General features: G+C 38.1%; 20 protein-coding genes. 1 reads left to right on the forward strand and 19 read right to left on the reverse strand.

Annotated elements, in window-relative coordinates:
• Window positions 1-58: 58 nt before the first annotated feature.
• The 16 genes from uraA to mnmA all read right to left on the reverse strand — a co-directional run bounded on the left by uraA (window position 59) and on the right by mnmA (window position 14,898).
• Window positions 59-1,333, reverse strand: a complete 1,275-nt coding sequence (gene uraA / locus H0Z36_RS09635) for a uracil permease (protein ID WP_296865852.1) — start codon at window positions 1,331-1,333, stop codon at window positions 59-61.
• Between the two features lie 34 nt (window positions 1,334-1,367).
• On the reverse strand, window positions 1,368-2,006 hold the full coding sequence (gene upp, locus H0Z36_RS09640) for a uracil phosphoribosyltransferase (RefSeq protein ID WP_296865854.1): 639 nt from the start codon (window positions 2,004-2,006) through the stop codon (window positions 1,368-1,370).
• A 110-nt stretch (window positions 2,007-2,116) separates the two neighbouring features.
• Window positions 2,117-3,820, reverse strand: a complete 1,704-nt coding sequence (locus tag H0Z36_RS09645) for a penicillin-binding protein 2 (protein ID WP_296865855.1) — start codon at window positions 3,818-3,820, stop codon at window positions 2,117-2,119.
• Between the two features lie 58 nt (window positions 3,821-3,878).
• On the reverse strand, window positions 3,879-4,091 hold the full coding sequence (locus tag H0Z36_RS09650) for a DUF4911 domain-containing protein (protein WP_296865857.1): 213 nt from the start codon (window positions 4,089-4,091) through the stop codon (window positions 3,879-3,881).
• Window positions 4,084-5,313: a U32 family peptidase gene (locus H0Z36_RS09655; protein ID WP_296865859.1), complete on the reverse strand. Its 1,230-nt coding sequence runs from the start codon at window positions 5,311-5,313 to the stop codon at window positions 4,084-4,086. Before H0Z36_RS09655 ends, H0Z36_RS09650 begins: the two co-directional genes overlap by 8 nt.
• Window positions 5,314-5,344: 31 nt before the next feature.
• Window positions 5,345-6,364 carry an endolytic transglycosylase MltG gene (mltG, locus tag H0Z36_RS09660; RefSeq protein ID WP_296865860.1) on the reverse strand — a complete coding sequence of 340 codons (1,020 nt, stop codon included), beginning with the start codon at window positions 6,362-6,364 and terminating at the stop codon, window positions 5,345-5,347.
• Window positions 6,365-6,407: 43 nt separating this feature from the next.
• A complete protein-coding gene (locus H0Z36_RS09665) occupies window positions 6,408-7,946 on the reverse strand; it encodes a VanW family protein (RefSeq protein WP_296865862.1) in 1,539 nt (512 codons plus the stop codon).
• A gap of 118 nt (window positions 7,947-8,064) precedes the next feature.
• Window positions 8,065-8,355, reverse strand: a complete 291-nt coding sequence (locus H0Z36_RS09670) for a DUF1292 domain-containing protein (RefSeq protein ID WP_296865864.1) — start codon at window positions 8,353-8,355, stop codon at window positions 8,065-8,067.
• Between the two features lie 82 nt (window positions 8,356-8,437).
• Complete coding sequence (gene ruvX / locus H0Z36_RS09675; RefSeq protein ID WP_296865975.1) at window positions 8,438-8,851, reverse strand: Holliday junction resolvase RuvX; 414 nt, start codon at window positions 8,849-8,851, stop codon at window positions 8,438-8,440.
• A gap of 64 nt (window positions 8,852-8,915) precedes the next feature.
• Entirely contained in the window at window positions 8,916-9,170 is a 255-nt protein-coding gene (locus H0Z36_RS09680; RefSeq protein ID WP_296865867.1) for an IreB family regulatory phosphoprotein, read from the reverse strand.
• A gap of 56 nt (window positions 9,171-9,226) precedes the next feature.
• Window positions 9,227-11,866 (reverse strand): alanine--tRNA ligase, encoded by a 2,640-nt coding sequence (alaS, locus tag H0Z36_RS09685; RefSeq protein WP_296865869.1) that lies wholly within the window; start codon window positions 11,864-11,866, stop codon window positions 9,227-9,229.
• Window positions 11,867-11,959: 93 nt separating this feature from the next.
• A complete protein-coding gene (locus H0Z36_RS09690) occupies window positions 11,960-12,979 on the reverse strand; it encodes an AI-2E family transporter (RefSeq protein ID WP_296865870.1) in 1,020 nt (339 codons plus the stop codon).
• 14 nt (window positions 12,980-12,993) lie between these two features.
• Window positions 12,994-13,140, reverse strand: a complete 147-nt coding sequence (locus H0Z36_RS09695) for a hypothetical protein (RefSeq protein WP_296865872.1) — start codon at window positions 13,138-13,140, stop codon at window positions 12,994-12,996.
• Window positions 13,141-13,156: 16 nt separating this feature from the next.
• Window positions 13,157-13,330, reverse strand: coding sequence for a hypothetical protein (locus H0Z36_RS09700; RefSeq protein ID WP_296865873.1), 174 nt, complete (start codon window positions 13,328-13,330; stop codon window positions 13,157-13,159).
• Window positions 13,330-13,791: a PRC-barrel domain-containing protein gene (locus H0Z36_RS09705; RefSeq protein ID WP_296865875.1), complete on the reverse strand. Its 462-nt coding sequence runs from the start codon at window positions 13,789-13,791 to the stop codon at window positions 13,330-13,332. The genes H0Z36_RS09700 and H0Z36_RS09705 overlap by 1 nt, the downstream gene beginning before the upstream one ends.
• 75 nt (window positions 13,792-13,866) lie before the next feature.
• Window positions 13,867-14,898, reverse strand: coding sequence for a tRNA 2-thiouridine(34) synthase MnmA (gene mnmA / locus H0Z36_RS09710; protein ID WP_366508883.1), 1,032 nt, complete (start codon window positions 14,896-14,898; stop codon window positions 13,867-13,869).
• A gap of 96 nt (window positions 14,899-14,994) precedes the next feature.
• Here mnmA and H0Z36_RS09715 point away from each other — a divergent pair, with 96 nt between their 5' ends.
• On the forward strand, window positions 14,995-16,299 hold the full coding sequence (locus H0Z36_RS09715; protein ID WP_296865879.1) for a replication-associated recombination protein A: 1,305 nt from the start codon (window positions 14,995-14,997) through the stop codon (window positions 16,297-16,299).
• Between the two features lie 41 nt (window positions 16,300-16,340).
• Here H0Z36_RS09715 and trxA read toward each other — a convergent pair whose 3' ends face one another.
• The 3 genes from trxA to H0Z36_RS09730 all read right to left on the reverse strand — a co-directional run bounded on the left by trxA (window position 16,341) and on the right by H0Z36_RS09730 (window position 18,551).
• Window positions 16,341-16,667 carry a thioredoxin gene (gene trxA / locus H0Z36_RS09720; RefSeq protein ID WP_296865881.1) on the reverse strand — a complete coding sequence of 109 codons (327 nt, stop codon included), beginning with the start codon at window positions 16,665-16,667 and terminating at the stop codon, window positions 16,341-16,343.
• A gap of 12 nt (window positions 16,668-16,679) precedes the next feature.
• Window positions 16,680-16,943, reverse strand: a complete 264-nt coding sequence (locus tag H0Z36_RS09725; RefSeq protein WP_296865883.1) for a metal-sensitive transcriptional regulator — start codon at window positions 16,941-16,943, stop codon at window positions 16,680-16,682.
• Window positions 16,944-17,258: 315 nt separating this feature from the next.
• Window positions 17,259-18,551: a Sir2 family NAD-dependent protein deacetylase gene (locus tag H0Z36_RS09730; protein ID WP_296865884.1), complete on the reverse strand. Its 1,293-nt coding sequence runs from the start codon at window positions 18,549-18,551 to the stop codon at window positions 17,259-17,261.
• Window position 18,552 lies beyond the last annotated feature (1 nt).

An 18,552-nucleotide genomic window follows, 5' to 3' on the forward strand; every position in this document is an offset into this window, starting at 1 on the left:
CGACCCAATGCTTTTTATTTTCCTCCTACCCCAACATTTATTGTAGAACCTTTATAAATTAGTCCTCAGAAGTTAAACCCGCTGCATCCAGCAAAGCAAAACATAAGCTTAAAATTATAGCTATAACTGTCGCAAGCCCCATGCCTTTCAAAGCAATCGCTCCCAACTTCACACTTATCCCGCTTATACCAATAATCAACACAACAGAAGTTAATATTAGGTTGCGCGGTTTATTGTAATCAACATCAGCCTCAACCAGCATTCTTATTCCTGAAGCAGCAATAATACCAAAAAGTAAAAGAGATACTCCTCCCATAACCGGACTTGGTATTACGCGAATAGCCATAGCCAGCTTTCCAACAAAAGAAAGTAAAATGGCAATAACAGCTGCCCCTCCGATCACCCAGGTGCTGTAAACCTTGCTTATAGCTAAAACGCCTATATTTTCGCCATAGGTGGTATTAGGAGTAGAACCAAAGAAACCGGAAAGCATGGTAGATAACCCATTGCCTATAATTGAACGATGCAAACCCGGATCTTCTATCATATCAGTGCCTACAATATTCTGAGTAACAAAAAGATGGCCGATATGTTCAGCTATTACAACAAGAGACGCAGGTAAAATTATTGCTATGGCAGCCGGATTAAATTCAGGCTTGTACAAAGTAGGCAAACTAAACCACGGGGCTTCTAAAATAGGAGTTACATCTACCATTCCCATAAAAAATGAAAGGGCATAACCAGCCAGTATACCAACTAAAATAGGAATTATAGCCAAAAATCCCCGAAACAAGACTGTCCCAAATACAGTAACTGCCAAAGTAAAAACAGAGACTATAATCATATTAGAATCAGGGCTCCAATTGGCAGGATCTACTCCGCCCGGAGGAATAAAGCCTGCCATCTGTGCAGCTACGGGAGCCAATTCAAGTCCTATAACAGCTACAATAGCACCCATCGCGGCAGGAGGGAAAACTATATCAATCCATTTAGTTCCAACTGCTTTTATTATAAGCCCTACCAAAACAAAAACTAGTCCTACAACAATAAAACCGCTTAATGCAGCGCCATATCCATATTGAGGTAAAACCATTAAAACTGGAGAGATAAAAGCAAAACTGGAACCAAGGTAAGCCGGAATCTTACCCTGACATATAAATATATAAATTAAAGTCCCTATCCCATTAAACAAAAGTATAGTAGCTGGATCTACTTCAAATATTATAGGAACTAAAACCGTAGCTCCAAACATCGCAAACAGATGTTGTAAGCTTAAAGGCAAAGTATGCAATAAAGGCAGCTTCTCCTTTACTCCTATTCCTCTTTTCGCCACTACAAATCCCTCCAAATTATAGATACATGCCTATCTAATCTAAATACAAACGATCTCCCGCATCACCTAGACCCGGAACGATATAACCTTTTTCATTTAAAATTGGATCAATCACCGCTGTTACAATCTCAACTCCCGGAAACTTATTTTGAATCTGTTCGAGCCCCGGTCTGGCTGAAAAAGCACATACATATATTATTTGTTCCGGCATATACCCTTTTTCTACAATAAACTCCAGGGCCTTAACCCCGCTGTTGCCTGTTGCCAGCATAGGATCGAGGACTATAACCCGATCAATCCCTCCATTGTTGGCCGGGACATTATTAAGATAAGGTTTGGCTTCTAAAGTTTCATGGTCGCGGTACATTCCTACATGGGCAACACGCGCTGAAGGCAAAAAAGTCAAAAAGCTATCCACCAGACCTAAACCTGCTCTAAGAACAGGCACTAAAAGAATCCGGCTGTCGTCTACATAGGTGCAAACTGCTTCTACTTCCAGGGGAGTTAATACCTTATCTTCTTTAGTCTCAAGTTTTTTGCAGGTTTCTACTGCTAAAAGATAGCCCAATGTTCGCAAAGCCCTGCGAAAATCAGAAGTTTCAGTATTTTTATCACGCAAAGCTCTAATGCAATTACCGCCTATCGGGTTATCTAAAACTGTTACATTGTTCATGTTAAAATCCTCCTTCCTATTTCATACCCACAAACCTTGGTATAATTCGACAGTAAGTTCAAATTCCCTCTATATTTTTACTTTTTTCTTAAATAAATACCTTAAAAAATTCAAAAAAATTTAAGCATTGCTTCTGCTATCTCCTTAAATACCGGTGCAGCAGATACAGCCCCTGATTCTCCTTCCTCTACCAAAACTACAATCGCAAAGCGTGGATTATGAAGCGGAAAAAAACCCCCAAACCATGTGTTGACAATTTCTTCCCCATAATTTTTGTATCTTCCTGTTTGGCTGGTAGCTGTTTTTCCGGCCGCTTTTATAGTTATAGGCTCTGCGTTTTTACCAGTTCCTTTAGTTACTACCAACCTCATCATATGTCTGATCTCTTTCGCAGTTTCCTCCTTCATCACCCTCTTTTTTCCTTCAGAATAAACTAAATGTTTTATCCCCTTTTTATCTATCCAATACTTGACTAAAACTGGAGGTGCAAAATAGCCATCATCAGCTATTGTAGAAATAAGAGAAGCTATCTGGACAGGTGAAAGCATTACCCCCTGCTGTCCTAAAGCAGCATTGGCAACTGCCATATCTGCCCAATCTATTTTTATATAAGAATTATCTTCAGTTTTATAACCGATTATCCTTTCTTCCGGCAGATGTACCTGCTGGGCAAAATTTATAATTTTATCCCGTCCTAACTGCAGAGCAACTTCAATAAATGCAGAATTACACGAGTTTGCAAAAGCATCTGCGAATGATATTAATTTATGTCCTTCCTTTTTCCAGCAGGATATACTCTTACCCCCACTAAATCTGTATTCTCCACTGCAGTAAAATTTATCTTTGGCAGAAACCGTCTTATACTCTAATGCTGCCGCTGCAATCAATATCTTGAACATTGACCCGGGATGATAAGGAGCTAGAGCTCTGTTAATAAGAGGACTGTTTTCATTGTCATTTTTTATTTTTCCTATCTCATATGAATTGTACTTGGGGCGGCTTACCAGAGCTAATATCTCTTTGCTATTAACATCCATAACTACTACTGCACCTTTTTTTACCTTTTTATCTGCGATTTCTTCGGCTATCTGTTGAACCCTTTTATCGATTGTAAGAACAACCCCCGCTTTATTTTTATTTTCTTCTCTTTTAACCTTGAACATAAGCCCCTGTATAGCCTGTCCCCTGGCATCTAATACTGATACCAATTCTTCTGAAAAAGGGTAAGAGGTCAAAACATCATTATAAACGTACTCAATCCCGCTTAATCCTTTATTTTCAGACATACTGGCAAACCCCAGCACATGACAGCAAAATCCGTCATCCCTGTACCTTTTTATTAAAGGAGCCACCACTATGCCTGAAGGTGCATACGAATTAATTCTCCTCATTTCTTCTTCCGATAAATCAGCAGCTATACATACAAAAGGAACTTTTTCTTTAAGTCCTCTATACAACTTTCCATATATTTCTTCATAGTCTTTATCCCTTATATTACTGGCCAAAAAAGCAGCAATCTCCGAAATAGCTTCAGATTTATTTTCTGAAGGATAATTTTTTATTATCTCAGCAGGCAAACAGTATAATGCTTTAACAGATTGAATACTGGTAAGAGGCAAAAAATTACGGTCAAATATCTCCCCTCTTTTATATTCCTTAAGCTCTATCTGCCTGCTGCGCATTGCATTAGCCTCTGCTGCAAGCTGATATCCTTTAAACAACTGACAATAAGCAATCCTAAAAAGCAACCCCATGAAAACAAACAAAAAAATACACATCAAAATAAAAATACGATAAATCCGTGTTTTGCGCACAAAAACCCCCCTTTAAAGCTCCTAGGGTTATAGTTAGCTTTAAAAGGGGGTTTTTATTCTATTTTTCATCCACAATTTCTAATGTAAAAGGCAGGTTTAAGAGTATTTCTTTTAAATCTTCACAGGTATCCGGAGTTCCTCTTATAACTATCAAACCGTTTTTTCTGTCAGCAGTAGAAACAATACCTAAATTTTCATAAGCTTCAATAAGCCTCGTAATCTTATCAATATTTTCAGGGGCTATACGGGCATAAATATCTCCCTTAATCATCTTCCTCAACCTTTCTCAAAATAGAATTAACCGGCACGACAAAATCAGTTTCAAAAAAGACTATTTGTTTAGCATGTCTGGCTCTTTCAATATTTTCCATATTTTCATCATAAAGCGCATTCAGCTTTATAGAATATACTTTCCCATCCGGAAGCAATAACTCTAAATTATCCCCACATCCAAAATTTCCCCTTTGCTCAACTTTCACCAGATTATTTTCCTTATCATAGCCTACAACTATACCACAAAATGATGCCCGATTTTCTACCACCGTTTTATTAATATCCTGAAGCAAAGGAGATTCTCCTTCTATAAAACCGTTAGTAAACGGGCGGGTCGCTGTTTTACATAGCTCTTTCATCCACTCTTCAAGTTCTGCCTGGTCATATGCGGTTCCCGTTTCAAGATACCTTTCGATAGCCTTCTTATAAACTGAGGCGACACTTGCTATATAAAGCGGACTCTTCATCCTGCCTTCTACCTTAAACGCATCTATCCCAATATCAATAAGCCTGGGAATATATTCCAAGAGACACAAATCACGTGAATTTAATATATATGTCCCTCTCTCATCTTCTTCAATGGGAAAATACTGTCCAGGCCTCTTTTCTTCCTCTAAAACATATTTATAACGGCAGGGATGGGCACACTCACCCCTGTTAGCACTTCTTCCTGTCATATAATAAGACAAAAGGCATCTGCCCGAATATGAAACACACATGGCTCCATGGACAAAAATCTCGACTTCCACTTCTGCTTTATTTTTTATCTCCTCTATTTCTCTTAAATTAAGCTCTCTTGCCAAAACGATCCGCTTCGCTCCTAATTCTTTATATAAAAGTGCAGACTCATAATTGGTAACATTAGCCTGAGTACTTATAGTTTTAGGAACAGAAGGCGCATACTTGTTGGCTATTCTCAATACCCCGAGATCAGAAATTATCATACCATCTACTTTAAGTTCAGCCAATTTTTCAAGATAAGCAGGCAACTCTTTGAGATCATCATTGTGAGCTAAGATATTTACCGTAACATAAACTTTTTTATTGTGAAAATGGGCAAAATCCAAACCTTCTTTAATTTCCGGCATGGCAAAATTCCCGGCATAAGCCCTTAAGCTGAAATTTTTGCCGCCTATATATATCGCATCTGCTCCAAAAATTACGGCAGTCTTTAATTTTTCCAGATCTCCAGCCGGAAGAACCAGTTCCGGTTTTTTCACTTTTAACACCAACCTCTTAACTATAATGCTTTCATGGTTTCTGATACCGCTTAATCGCCTGCAAATGCTCCTCATGGGTTTTTGAAAAATAGTGGCTGCCATCACCACGCGCTACATAATAAAGATAATCATGCTTTTCCGGATTCAAAGCCGCTCTTATAGCCTCTTTCCCGGGACAGGCAATAGGCCCGATCGGTAGCCCGCTTATTTTATAGGTATTGTATGGAGAGTCGATTTTTAAATCTTTGCGAGTCACCACTTCTTTATGCTTTCCTAAGGCATACAAAACAGTAGCATCTACCTGCAAAGGCATACCTTTTTTCAGTCTATTGGCTATAACTCCAGAAATTCTTTTCCTTTCTTCCGGAATAGCTGCTTCCCTTTCAATCATAGAAGCTATGGTAATTATTTCATATATACTGTGGTTTTCCAGCTCGGAAGCAAAATTCTCCCTGAAAACCTTATCAAAATTTGCAAGCATCAAATCAACAATTTTTTCCGCAGTTACATTTTCATCTACCTGATATGTATCAGGAAAAAGAAACCCTTCCAAAGGATTCTTCACTCCCTGCGGAACATCTTTTAAGAATTCATAATTATACTCTTTTCTTACTGCTTCATCCCAGTCTTCTTTTCTGCATATTCCCTTTTCAGCCAAAAGCTGACCAATCTGTTCCACCGTATAACCTTCCGGAACGGTAAAGGAAATAAATACTGTCTTACCTTCTGCAATATCCTGAACAATTTCCTTCAAGGATTGACTGCGGCTAAACCTAAAATGACCTGCCTGAAGCTTTGCATCATATCCTGTCTTTTTGCAGTAATAAAGAAAAGCTTTTTCACTGCGTATAAGATTATTATCAGATAAAATCTTTGCTATATCACGCGCTGTACTGTTTTCAGGTATATAAATATCTATATATCTCTTGTCATTCAGATCAACAGGCATATACTGAAGTTTAAGCCAATAAAAGTAGCCTGAAATACACCCTGTCAACAAAACAGCTAAAATTAAAATCAAAGTTCCCTTTTTAGGACTTACTTGTTTCATCACTTTTGAAATTTCACTCATTTCTCTCACCTAGTCCAACTTTTTATATTTGAGAATTATCCAATGAAGGGGCATCAACTTCCTGTTCTTCCCCTCTGTTTGAAGAACCATTGTTATTTTCACTCTGATCAGGTAGGTTATTCCCAGGGGCGTCATCTTCTTGCCCAGGGATATCTTGTGATAAGACAGAAGAATCCATATCAGTTATAGTTTCTTTATCTTTTTCTCCAGGCGCATTTATTTCCAATTCAGGTCCTACATAAATCAGACGATTAAGAGGCGCATATACATCTCTAGCCAGCATTTCTGTCTTAATAAGGGTGCCTTTGTCATCATAAAAAGAACGAAAACTTCTTACAATATATCCGGGATTACCTTTGGTTTCAATTTTTTCTTCTCCCGGCCTTAATTCAGGTTTAAACTCTCTTATTTCTGAAAAATCCATAACTTTATCTATAACATGACTTGTTTTTACATGCTGACGGTAGTTTAAATTGCCGTATATACTAACAGTAAGTTTTCCCGCCCCTACTTCAGTTATGATATAGAGAGGACTGTCAGTATTATTTTTAAACTTAAAATCCTGCAATCCATAAGCTACTGTAGCATCAAAACCTAAAGGAACATAGGCTACCGCCAAAGTGTGGTTATGGCGCTCTACCACAGGAAGTCCTGCCAGCAAAACTGCATTATAAAGAGTTGAAGAAACCTGACAAATTCCTCCGCCTACCCCGGGAGTAAATTTTCCTCCTATAATTACTAATGCATCCCGGTAACCAGCAGCAAAAGTTCTTTCTCCCACTACACTATTAAATGAAAATACCTCTCCCGGTCTTACTACACTGCCGTTTATCGCTTTAGCTGCCATAGAAAGATTATGACTTCTATCAATCAGAGATGAATCATACCAGGTCGTATAAGAGGCTAACTTTCCTATATTTCTAAGGTCTTCTGCCTTTACTTCAGGTATCACCTTCTTAACTATCAGCGGAATACTTATATTATCTCTTACTCCCTCCAATGTTTTAGGAAGCTCTGCCAGGGTAGCTTCAGCATCAACTTTCAAGCCTTCTTTTTCAGGAATTATTATCAAACCTTTTCCCGCATTAAATTCTAACCTGGCATCCTGATATGGAATACCTATATTTTTTTCCCATTCTTTCTCAAGCTCTTGTAAAATTAAGGTATTGTAAGGTATAGGTATCGGATAATTTATTTTTTTAGACCCATCCATATTGAGTATTTTAGATTGAATACTGCGATTTTTTTCCTTCTCAAAAGCATTTTCTACAACTTCATGTATGTTAATCAAATTTGTAAGATCTGACAATTTACAAACATATGTATAATTATCATAAGTAAAGACCACATTCGTATTAAAAACATTTTTCAAATAATCATTCAGCTTCTCTTCCGCTTCCTCTGGAGTAAGTCCCGTCACAGAAAGATTTGCGATATGTACTCCTGGCAAAAATACATCACTGTGATAGAAAACATTATAAAAATATAAAACTGCCGCTGCTATTATTCCCGAAATAGTTACCAGAACAAATAATGCTACCCTTTTTACTTTCCCCGTCAACTTACAGTCCCCCAAGAAAATTTGGTAACAGTTTCATTATATAATATACTTGGTGCAAGTTATAAAAAAATTATTCCAAAAAATGAAGCAAAAACCCGGGAAAACCCCGGGCTTCATGTTACAGTTCTTCGCTTTCTACCAACTCCTGCCAGGCATCGGCAACTTTTTCCCATTCCTCATCATCTTCTATATCACTGAGGAATTCATTGCCTTCTTCATCATAAACCACCTTAAGTATTACTACCTCTACTTCCTCTGAATCTTCTTCCCCAAATAAAGGTATTAATACGCGGTAAGTTTCATCATCGATTTCAAGCTCAGCTAAAAGTTCAAATTCATGTTCTACTCCTTCTTCATCGACTAATACCAGCACAGGAAATTCTTCTTCAAAAAATTCTTCGTTACTCATGAAGTCACCTCTTTTCAAAAACTAAAGTCATTGTATTATTTTACATCTAATTTGTCAAACTTAAGCATTTAAATATCCGTCTCTACCTGTTAAGCCTGTCGAGATAATTCTGTAAAATATTTACTGCAGCCAGTTTATCTATCACTTCTCTTCTTTTTCGGCGTGAAACATCTGCTTCTAGTAAAACCCGCTGGGCACTTACCGTAGAAAGCCGCTCATCCCAATGTTTTACTTTAATCTTGGTATGTGCTTCCAGTTTTTCGCTAAACTCTCTAATTTCTTCAGCCTTAAAACCAAAGGTTCCATTCATATTCCTCGGTAAACCCACAACTATCTCTTCCACTTCATTTTCATCACATATCTCTTTTATTTTTTGCAAATCTTCAGATAAACTTTTTCTTTCAATTACTGAATGTCCCTGTGCCGTCCACTTCATCAAGTCACTCAAGGCAACCCCAATTCTCTTTTCTCCCACATCAAGTCCCATAATACGCATTATTTTAAGCACTCCTTTTTATCTCTTTGGGGATATAAAAACCTCATGCTTATAGCATGAGGTTTTATTTTTCCTGCAAATAATTTCGCAGAAGCACCTCCAATATTTCATCCCGCTCAATTTTGCATATAAGGCTACGGGCATTATTATGACTGGTTATATATGCAGGATCACCTGATATCATATAGCCAATAAGCTGATTTATAGGATTGTAGCCCTTTTCCTCCAAGGCTTCATAAACTGCTTTTAACACGGTCCTTACCTTATCTTCTCCATCTTTATGCAGCTTAAAGCTCACCGTTTCATCAAAGCGTCCCATAGACTACACCTCCCCTTCCCCTGACACATTCGTCACCAATAACTAAAAACTTTATTTTATGATGCTAAAGTATTTTCTATTAAATCCCTAGCTGTTTTAAGTGCCTCATCTAATTTAGCAGGTTCTTTTCCTCCAGCCTGTGCCATATCCGGACGGCCACCACCGCCGCCTCCTGCTACTTTAGCTGCTGCTCCTACTATCTTCCCGGCATGAACTCCTTTATCAACCAAGTCTTTACTTACAAAACAGACCAGAGAAACCTTATCTCCTATAACTGAACCTAAAAGAACTATGCCACTTTTAAGTTTATCCCTCAACATTTCCGCATTTTGCCGTAAAAGATTTACATCTTCGCTTTCAGTGCGGGCTACTAAAACATTAACTCCATTAAATTCATATGCCTGGCTCAATAAATCTTCACTAGAAGCCTTGGACAACTTGACCTTAAGCTGTTCTAACTCTTTTTCCTTTTCCTTTAATGAACGGCTCAAGGATTCTATCTTTTCCGTAATATTATGTGGGGTCGTCCTCAATAAAGTCGCAGCATAACTCATTTCTTTTTCCAGTTGGTTCAGATGATTTAAAACATATCTTCCTGTAACCGCCTCAATTCTGCGTAGTCCAGATCCTATACTGCCCTCACTTAAAATCTTAAACATCCCAATTCTGCCAGTATTATCAACATGGGTTCCCCCGCAAAGCTCCATACTAAAATCTCCAGCTTTGACTACTCGGACTTCTTCGCCATATTTCTCACCGAATAAAGCAATTGCCCCCATCTTTTTAGCTTCTTCCAGACTGGTTTCTTCAACAACAACGGGGAACATCTGCCATATTGCCTCATTTACAATATATTCAATATCCCGAAGCTCTTCTTCAGTTAAAGATGACAAATGAGAAAAATCAAAACGCAGTCTCTCCGGTTCTACCAGCGAACCTTTCTGTTGGGCATGTTCTCCTAAGACCATACGCAAAGCTTTATGCAAAAGATGAGTAGCTGTATGATTGCGGGCAGTATCAATTCTTTTATCCTTGTCTACCTTTAATGCTACCTTTTCTGAACGGCATAAAAGACCTTTTACCTGTCCAAAATGAACAATAAAACCTCCCATTTTACGGACATCATGGACTATCAGATAGCCTTTATCTCCTTCAATAATTCCTTTGTCAGCCACCTGTCCTCCGCTTTCTGCATAAAACGGAGTATTTCGGACAACTACAAGAACTTCGTCATCTTCTACCCGTTCTCTCAGGCTTCCATCTTTTATCAAAGCAATTAATTCTGATTCATCCTCTAACTTCTCGTATCCAGTAAAAATAGTTTTCTCAAAGCCTGATAAAAGCTCTGTTATTAAAACTTCCTGTGCAAAAGCACCTTCTACTTTATTAGCTCTGCGTGCCCTCTCTTTTTGTTCTTCCATCATACGGGTAAACCCTTCCCGATCTACCGTAAAACCATTTTCTTCAGCCATGTCTTCCGTAAGATCCATAGGAAAACCATAAGTATCGTAAAGCATAAAAGCCTCTTCACCAGTAATTATTCTTCTTCCCTCACCGCGAGCCTTGTCAATAATTTCTTCTACTTTTTTAATTCCTTCATTCAAGGTGACAAAAAATCTCTCTTCTTCCATCTTGATAACCTGTTCAATAAAATCTTTTTTCTCTAAAAGCTCTGGATAAGCATCTTTCATAATATCAGCTACGGTTGCCACCATTTTATAAAGGAACGGCTCTTCTATTCCCAAAAATCTGCCAAATCTAACTGCACGGCGCAGTATGCGGCGCAGGACATAGCCGCGTCCATCATTACTAGGCAAAACTCCATCAGCAATCAAAAAAGTGCAGGCACGGCTGTGATCGGCAATAACCCTAAACGGAAATCCGGCTTCCCCCCGGTCATATGGACGACCAGTCATTTCCTCTACCTGTTTTATTAAAGGAATAAAAAGATCTGTATCATAGTTGCTTTCTACCCCCTGCATAACTGCAGTTATTCTCTCAAGCCCCATACCTGTATCAATACTTGGTCTTGGCAGAGGGGTTAAATTACCTTCTTCATCCCGGTTATACTGCATAAATACCAGGTTCCATATTTCAAGCCAACGATCACAGTCACAAATTCCTACTCCGCAGTTTTCCGAACATGCGTATTCTTTTCCCCGGTCATACATAATTTCACTGCAAGGACCACATGGTCCGGTTTCTCCCATGCTCCAGAAATTATCCTTTTCTCCCATACGAACAATACGGTCAGGATCTATTCCTGCTATTTCCTGCCACAACCTGAAAGACTCATCATCATTTTCATAAATGGTAATCCACAATTTTTCTTTATGTAAACCAAGCCTGGAAGTTAAAAATTCCCATGCATAACTTATAGCTTCTCTCTTAAAATAATCTCCAAAAGAAAAATTACCAAGCATCTCAAAAAAAGTGTGATGCCTCGGAGTTCTTCCTACTGTATCTAAATCATTGTGTTTTCCCCCAGCCCGTACACATTTCTGAGCAGTAGTCGCCTTGGTATAAGGGCGCTTATCCAAACCTAAAAAAACATCCTTAAACTGATTCATACCTGCATTGGAAAAAAGCAGTGTCGGGTCATCTGCTGGCACCAGTGATGAACTGGCAACTACTGTATGTCCTTTTTCCTTAAAATAATCTAAAAACATCTTTCTTATATCATTACTGGTTAACACGTTTTAAGCCTCCCTCTTCAGCCTGAAAACTTTACTTCTTTATTTTCTTTTATATAAAGAATTGTGTCAACAAAACACCCGTAAACTATAAACCTATTTTATGATTTTACCATAAAACCAGCCTGAAATTACACGCAAAACTGCCGTAAAAGGAACTGCTACAAGCATACCCCATATCCCCCATAAACTTCCACCAGCTAAAAGTGCAAATACTACCACCAGAGGATGTAAACCTAGTCTGTTCCCTACAATGTTGGGAGTTATAAAATTGCTTTCCAACTGCTGAATAACAATTATGCTTAAGGCCATATATACACCCAGACGAAAAGAATCAGACAAAGCTACCAAAACAGCTGGTATTCCTCCTAAAAAAGCTCCAAAAAAAGGAATAAGGTTGGTGATTCCTGCCAAGATTCCCAGTAAAAGAGGAAATTTCACTCCCATAAAATAAGCAGCTGTTCCGGTTAATAATCCTACAATAAAGGCCACAATAAGATATCCTTTAATAAACTTTATTAAGACCTCGTCTATTTCCTGAAAAAGGCGGCTGATCTCTAACCGAACAGGAGGGGAAAAGAGACTTAAAAAATTATCCCTTATTTTTTCCCAATCCATCATAAGGTAAAATGCTAAAATAGGAGAAAACACCAAAGCAAGTATACTGCCGAGCAAACTGTAAACACCATGTATTAAACCGTTTATTCCTCTGTATATAAAATCTTCTAACTGTTTTACATTTTCCCAGAAGACCCGTTTTAGTTTATAAGGCATATCTATACTATCGATTTTTTGCACCAGCTCATGGGTTTCCTCTGCATATTTAGGCAAAATCTTTGTAAGATAAGTCAATTCTTTAACTATGCCGGGAACAGCAAAATAAAGGAATAAGGAAATTATAAAGATAAATACGATATATATAATTAAAATTGCCCATACCCTCTTTATTCCCCGGTTTTCAATAAACTGAACCGGACGAAAAAGAAGGTAAGCCAGTAAAGCTCCCAGGGCGAAACTTATCAATACATCTCTTACCAGATATAAAAAATAAATAGTGGCCAAAGCCACCATGATAAAAATTATATATCTTTGCCATATTTTAATATTGATTCTCACTCTTTTCCCTGCCTTTATATCAGGTTTAAAACCCTTCTTGTCCTTCTGGCTTTGCCTTTATATTCATTCAACATATCCCCGGTTTTACGTTCCTGTAAATATACAGCTGCAGCTGCACCCAAGATAGCCCCTAAAAGCACGCCGTTAAAATAACTTCTCATATATAAAATGCCTCCCTTATAAAAGCTCAGTTTTTTCTATCTCCAAAAGGCTTCCATCCTCTTCCACCTGATAAAGATTAACCCTTCCCCTGTTATAATTAAACTCCAAAAAACAATTCCAGCAATAATACTGGTCACTCCCCACCTTGCCTACCTGTGTCCCTTTACACACCGGACACTTAACAACCACTAATCTTTGCCCCCTTCCTTCACCATCATGCTCTTTTTGTTCTTAAAAACTACTTTACTAATAGGCAGTTTAAAACGCCCCTGCAAAAAATCAGACAAAATCCCGGCAGAAATCTCTACTTCCTGAACCTTGCCATTTTCGGGAGAAATTATAAAATCACTTACTACTCCTAGCTCCTTGCCTTCCTCGTCAAAAACTGCATCTCCTATTTTCTTGTCATATATAGATAATTCTTCCCCACAAATATAAGATTTAATACTTTTTAAGTTATCAATCACCACTGCCTCTGAAGTTAATATAAAATCCCCTTTTTCTATCATATAGCGGTTTTTTTTATCAGTTTGTATTACTATATAAGAAACCTCATAATTATCTCCAATAACTACCTTCTCTACAGTGCCTAAAATTTTAATTCCTTTTTTGTAAAAAACCGGCAATCCGCAGATTTCTTTAATTTTCACCTTACCTTCTCCTTTTTTGTTTATATTTCGCATTTTTTAAGAAAAAATGTATTCAAAACAAAAAACAGCCTGCTTTTACGCAAGCTGCATGACTTCGTCAATTATCCCTCCACCAACCACATATTCTCCCCGGTATAAAACTACCGATTGTCCTCTGGTAATCGCCCGCTGCGTCTCTTTAAACTCTACCTTCAACCTCTCACCCTCCATGGATACTACTGCAGGTGCCAAAGCTGCCCGGTAACGAACTTTAGCCTCAACCTCCATATTTCCTTCAAGTTTGTCAAACATTATAAAATTAGGTTCTTTAGCATATAAACCTTTCTTGAAAAGATGCCTTTCCTCATCTACAACAATTCTGTTATCTTCAGAATCTATCTTCACCACATAAACCGGTTTCCCCATGCTTAAACCCAGACCTTTTCTTTGTCCTACCGTATAAAAAGGAATTCCTTTATGCTTTCCGATAACCCTGCCTTCCAAATCTACAAAATCCCCCGGCTTCAAGTCTACTCTGTCCGTTAAAAACTCCCGGTAATCACCCTCAATAAAACAAATTTCCTGGCTCTCTTTACTTTCTGCTACCGGTAAATTATATTCCCTGGCAATCTCCCTTACCTTGCTTTTGGTTAAATTTCCTAAAGGAAATAAAATACGTTCAAGCTGCTTTTGTTTTAGTCCGTATAAAAAATAACTCTGATCTTTAGATTTATCTTCTCCTTTGCGCAAAAGATACCTCTGCCTCTCAGGATTATATTCTATCCGGGCATAATGTCCAGTTGCTACCTTGTCACAACCTGATTCAAGTGCAATATCAAGGAGAGTTCCAAACTTTATATATTTGTTGCATTCAACACAGGGATTAGGAGTTTCGCCCATTTCATAAGAGCGACAAAAATAATCAACAACTTTTTCCGCAAAGATTTTTTTCATATCTACTATTTTATGTTCAATGCCAATATATTCAGCAGCTTTTTTGGCTTTTTCCCCCACCGAAATATCCCAGTTGACCATTGTAAGTCCCATAACTTCAAAGCCTTCATCTTTCAGCAGGCAGGCTGCAACCGTACTGTCAACCCCGCCGCTCATCAAAATTGCAACCTTCATAATCATATCTCCCTCACTTATCAATAAAACTAGCTATTTATTCAAAATTATTTTATAATTACTCCAGTTTAATACACCCTTTAAGGGAGGAAAAACATGGATCTCTTTTCTTTCAATCAGCAAAATAACCTTAAAAATGTTCCTCTGGCCTACCGCATGCGTCCGAAAACCTTGGACGAAATAATAGGCCAGAAGCATATATTGGGAAAAAATTCGGTACTCAGGCAGGCCATAGAAAAAGATAACCTTCACTCTTTTGTCCTTTACGGACCGCCCGGCACCGGAAAAACTTCAATTGCCAGCATAATCGCAAAAATAACCAAGAGCCATTTTGAAAAGGTGCAGGCAGTAACTGCCGGGGTAAGTGATATAAAAAAAATTGCCTTTGATGCCAAAGATCGGCTTAAATACTATAACCAAAAAACTATTCTTTTTTTAGATGAAATCCATCGTTTTAACAAAAGTCAGCAGGATGTGCTCCTGCCCTTTATAGAAGATGGCACCCTCATATTAATAGGTGCTACTACAGAAAACCCGCTTTATGAACTGAACAACGCGCTTTTATCGCGGCTCAAACTTTATATCCTTGAACCTTTAAACGAAGAAGAAATACACGCTATCATTATAAAAGCTCTTACCGATAAAAAAAAGGGTTTGGGCCATCTTAACATCACCATCGAAAAAGAAGCTTTAGCCCGGATAGTCCAAATAGCAAAAGGAGACGGACGCATGGCGCTTAACATCCTGGAAGCCGCAGTAAATTCCTATTTAAAGCCCGGAGAAACTTTAACCGAAAAAATAATAAATAAAGTTACACCTGCTCCCTTTATAAAATACGATAAAACAGGAGATTACCATTATGATACCATCTCAGCATTTATTAAAAGCATACGCGGTTCAGATCCGGATGCAGCTGTTTTCTGGCTGGCGGTTATGCTAGAAGGAGGAGAAGACCCTAAATTCATTGCGCGCCGCCTTATTATTCATGCAGCTGAAGATATCGGCCTTGCCGATCCACAAGCACTTGTCATAGCTGCAGCAGCTGCCAAAGCCGTAGAATTCGTTGGTATGCCAGAAGCCAGAATTCCCCTGGCCGAAGCTGCTATTTATCTGGCAACCGCCCCTAAAAGCAACCGCAGCTATCTCGCTATAAACGAAGCAATAAATACAGTAAAGAAAATGAAAAAAATAAAAGTGCCTTCCCATCTAGCTTCTGCTGATCACAGCAGAGCACGCGAACTTTTAGGAAAAGGGACAGGTTATAAGTATCCACATGACTACGGCGGATATGTTGAGCAGCAGTATCTGCCTGATGAGATAAAAGATCATCAATTTTACATCCCTTCTGAAAAAGGCTATGAAGCAAAAATTTTTTCTTTCCTATCCAAAATAAAAAGCTAAAAAGGGCATCTTCTCTCTTTTGAGAAAATGCCCTTTTTTATTTAACCCACTACTTCATCAATTAACTTCTGTAGCTGCGCTTTGCTTTGAACCCCTACTACCCTTTTTATCTCCTTCCCATCTTTAAAAAATATCAGCGTGGGAACACCTCTTATACCAAACTGAACAGCTAAATCCCGGTTTTCATCAACATTTACCTTTCCCACTACAATCCTTCCCTGATTTTCTTCAGCCACCGCATCTACAATAGGTCCAAGCATCTTGCAAGGTCCGCACCATGCAGCCCAGAAGTCCACTAAAACAGGCACTTTAGCATTTAAAACTTCCTTTTCAAAGCTTGCCTTATCCAGATTTAATACAGCCGACATACTATCTCCTCCTTATTTTATTAATTTGCTTAAAAGCTTTATAACTTCTTTGAAACTATCTTCCTTATTTTCTTCCTGAACTGCCTGATAAATACACTCATGGGCATGATTTTCAAAAATCAATATACCTACACTGCTTACGGCCGACTTTATAGCAGCTATCTGGTTCAATATCTCTCCACAGTCAGCTTCCTCTTCGATCATACGTTGAACCCCCCTTACCTGACCTTCAATCTTTTTAAGACGTGTAATTAAATTCTGCCGCATTTCATCCATAATCAGCTCACCCCTATACCCCTATACCGTATCTCATTTGTAGTATATACCCATAATAATCCATTTGTCAAATATTTTTGTTCATATAAACAGGCAATCTCATAAAACAAAAGGGGATAAGTTGCAACTTATCCCCTTTGTCAATCTTCTAAGCCAAAAACATATAATACACCAAAATTCCCGCACCGCAAGCAATCAAAAGCCATAATAAAGTGCGCATTATTTCATCTTTAACCTGTCTGAAAAGTTCTTCCATAGTTCTCCTCCTCAAGTCAAACTACAGTTTATTATAACATAAACCAGAAGACATCATAATTAAAAATCTTTTAAGGCCAACTCTCTATTAATAGCTAACCCTCTAGCATAAGCAAATTTTTCCACAGCATCTACCATAGAAGATACACCATCTTTCCTTTTATCTTTAGCTAAATTCTTTAAATATTCGTATAATCCAGCCGTTCCCAAAAACTGCATAACCAGTTCTTCTAAAACTTTCTCACTGGCATTATGCTGTCTAGCATAGGCAAAAACTGCTTTATTCAAGCTCTCTAACAGTTTGTATAAATATTTTAAAAGATAGCTGTTGTCAGGTTTTAGAAACCTAAAATTCTTGCCTAATTCTTGCTTAATTTTTTCTATTTCACTCAAATAAGTTTCTACCAAATAATACTCTAATTCCTGCTGTCTTCCTTCTTTTATATAGAAGGAAAATAAATTTTCCAGAAGAGATATATCAAATTTTACTATTTTTTGATATTCTCCTGTTTTAGCTGTCTTAAGGCTGTTGCGGTAAAATTCAGCTACAATATTAAAAAGTCTTCCCGGAATAAATCCAGCAGGCAATGGTTTCAGCTCCTGCCCCCCATTTAAACTTAAAATTTTTCTATGCATCTCAGACAAAACCTCACCGGTCAAACCATTAATTATAATATCCGCCTGTCTGTCGAGCATAGTAGGAGAATTATTTATAATACTAAACTTATCAAAAGATAAAGGCAAACTATTAATAGGCGATACCGCAAGGCTGGAACCTACTACAATAATCATTTGCGGCAAAGCACTATAAATGTCAGCCATCTTAACCGAATACATATAATCATAAGGCATGGCATCTCCGAAAAGTATTACATCAGGCTTTAACACCCCTCCGCAGGAACAGAGAGGAACCTTTATCCCCTTTTCTAAATCCCTTATAATACTCTCCATATTTTTCGTTGTTTTATGACAGCGGCTGCAGGTAGCAGTCCTTACATGCCCATGTACTTCATATACAAAAAAAGCCCCGCCCTTTTGATGCAGGTTATCTATATTCTGGGTAACTATCGGTCCTATAATCCGCTTTCTTTGCCATTCTCCCAGAACTTTGTGTCCTGCATTAGGCTGAGCCTTAAGTATAAAGCCAAAAACCTCCCGGGCATGCTGATACAACCTTTCCGGATGATCTTTAAAAGCCCAGGCAGAAAAGGTTTCCATAGGATCAACTTTTTCCCACAAACCACCGCTTCCTCTGAAATCGGGTATTCCGCTTTCCGTAGATATCCCTGCCCCAGTAAGAACAAAAGGACGGGGATATAAAAAAATCTGCTCAATTAAATAATCAATATTCACC

It is taken from the genome of Thermosyntropha sp. (assembly GCF_017656155.1).
GTDB lineage: Bacteria > Bacillota > Syntrophomonadia > Syntrophomonadales > Syntrophomonadaceae > Thermosyntropha.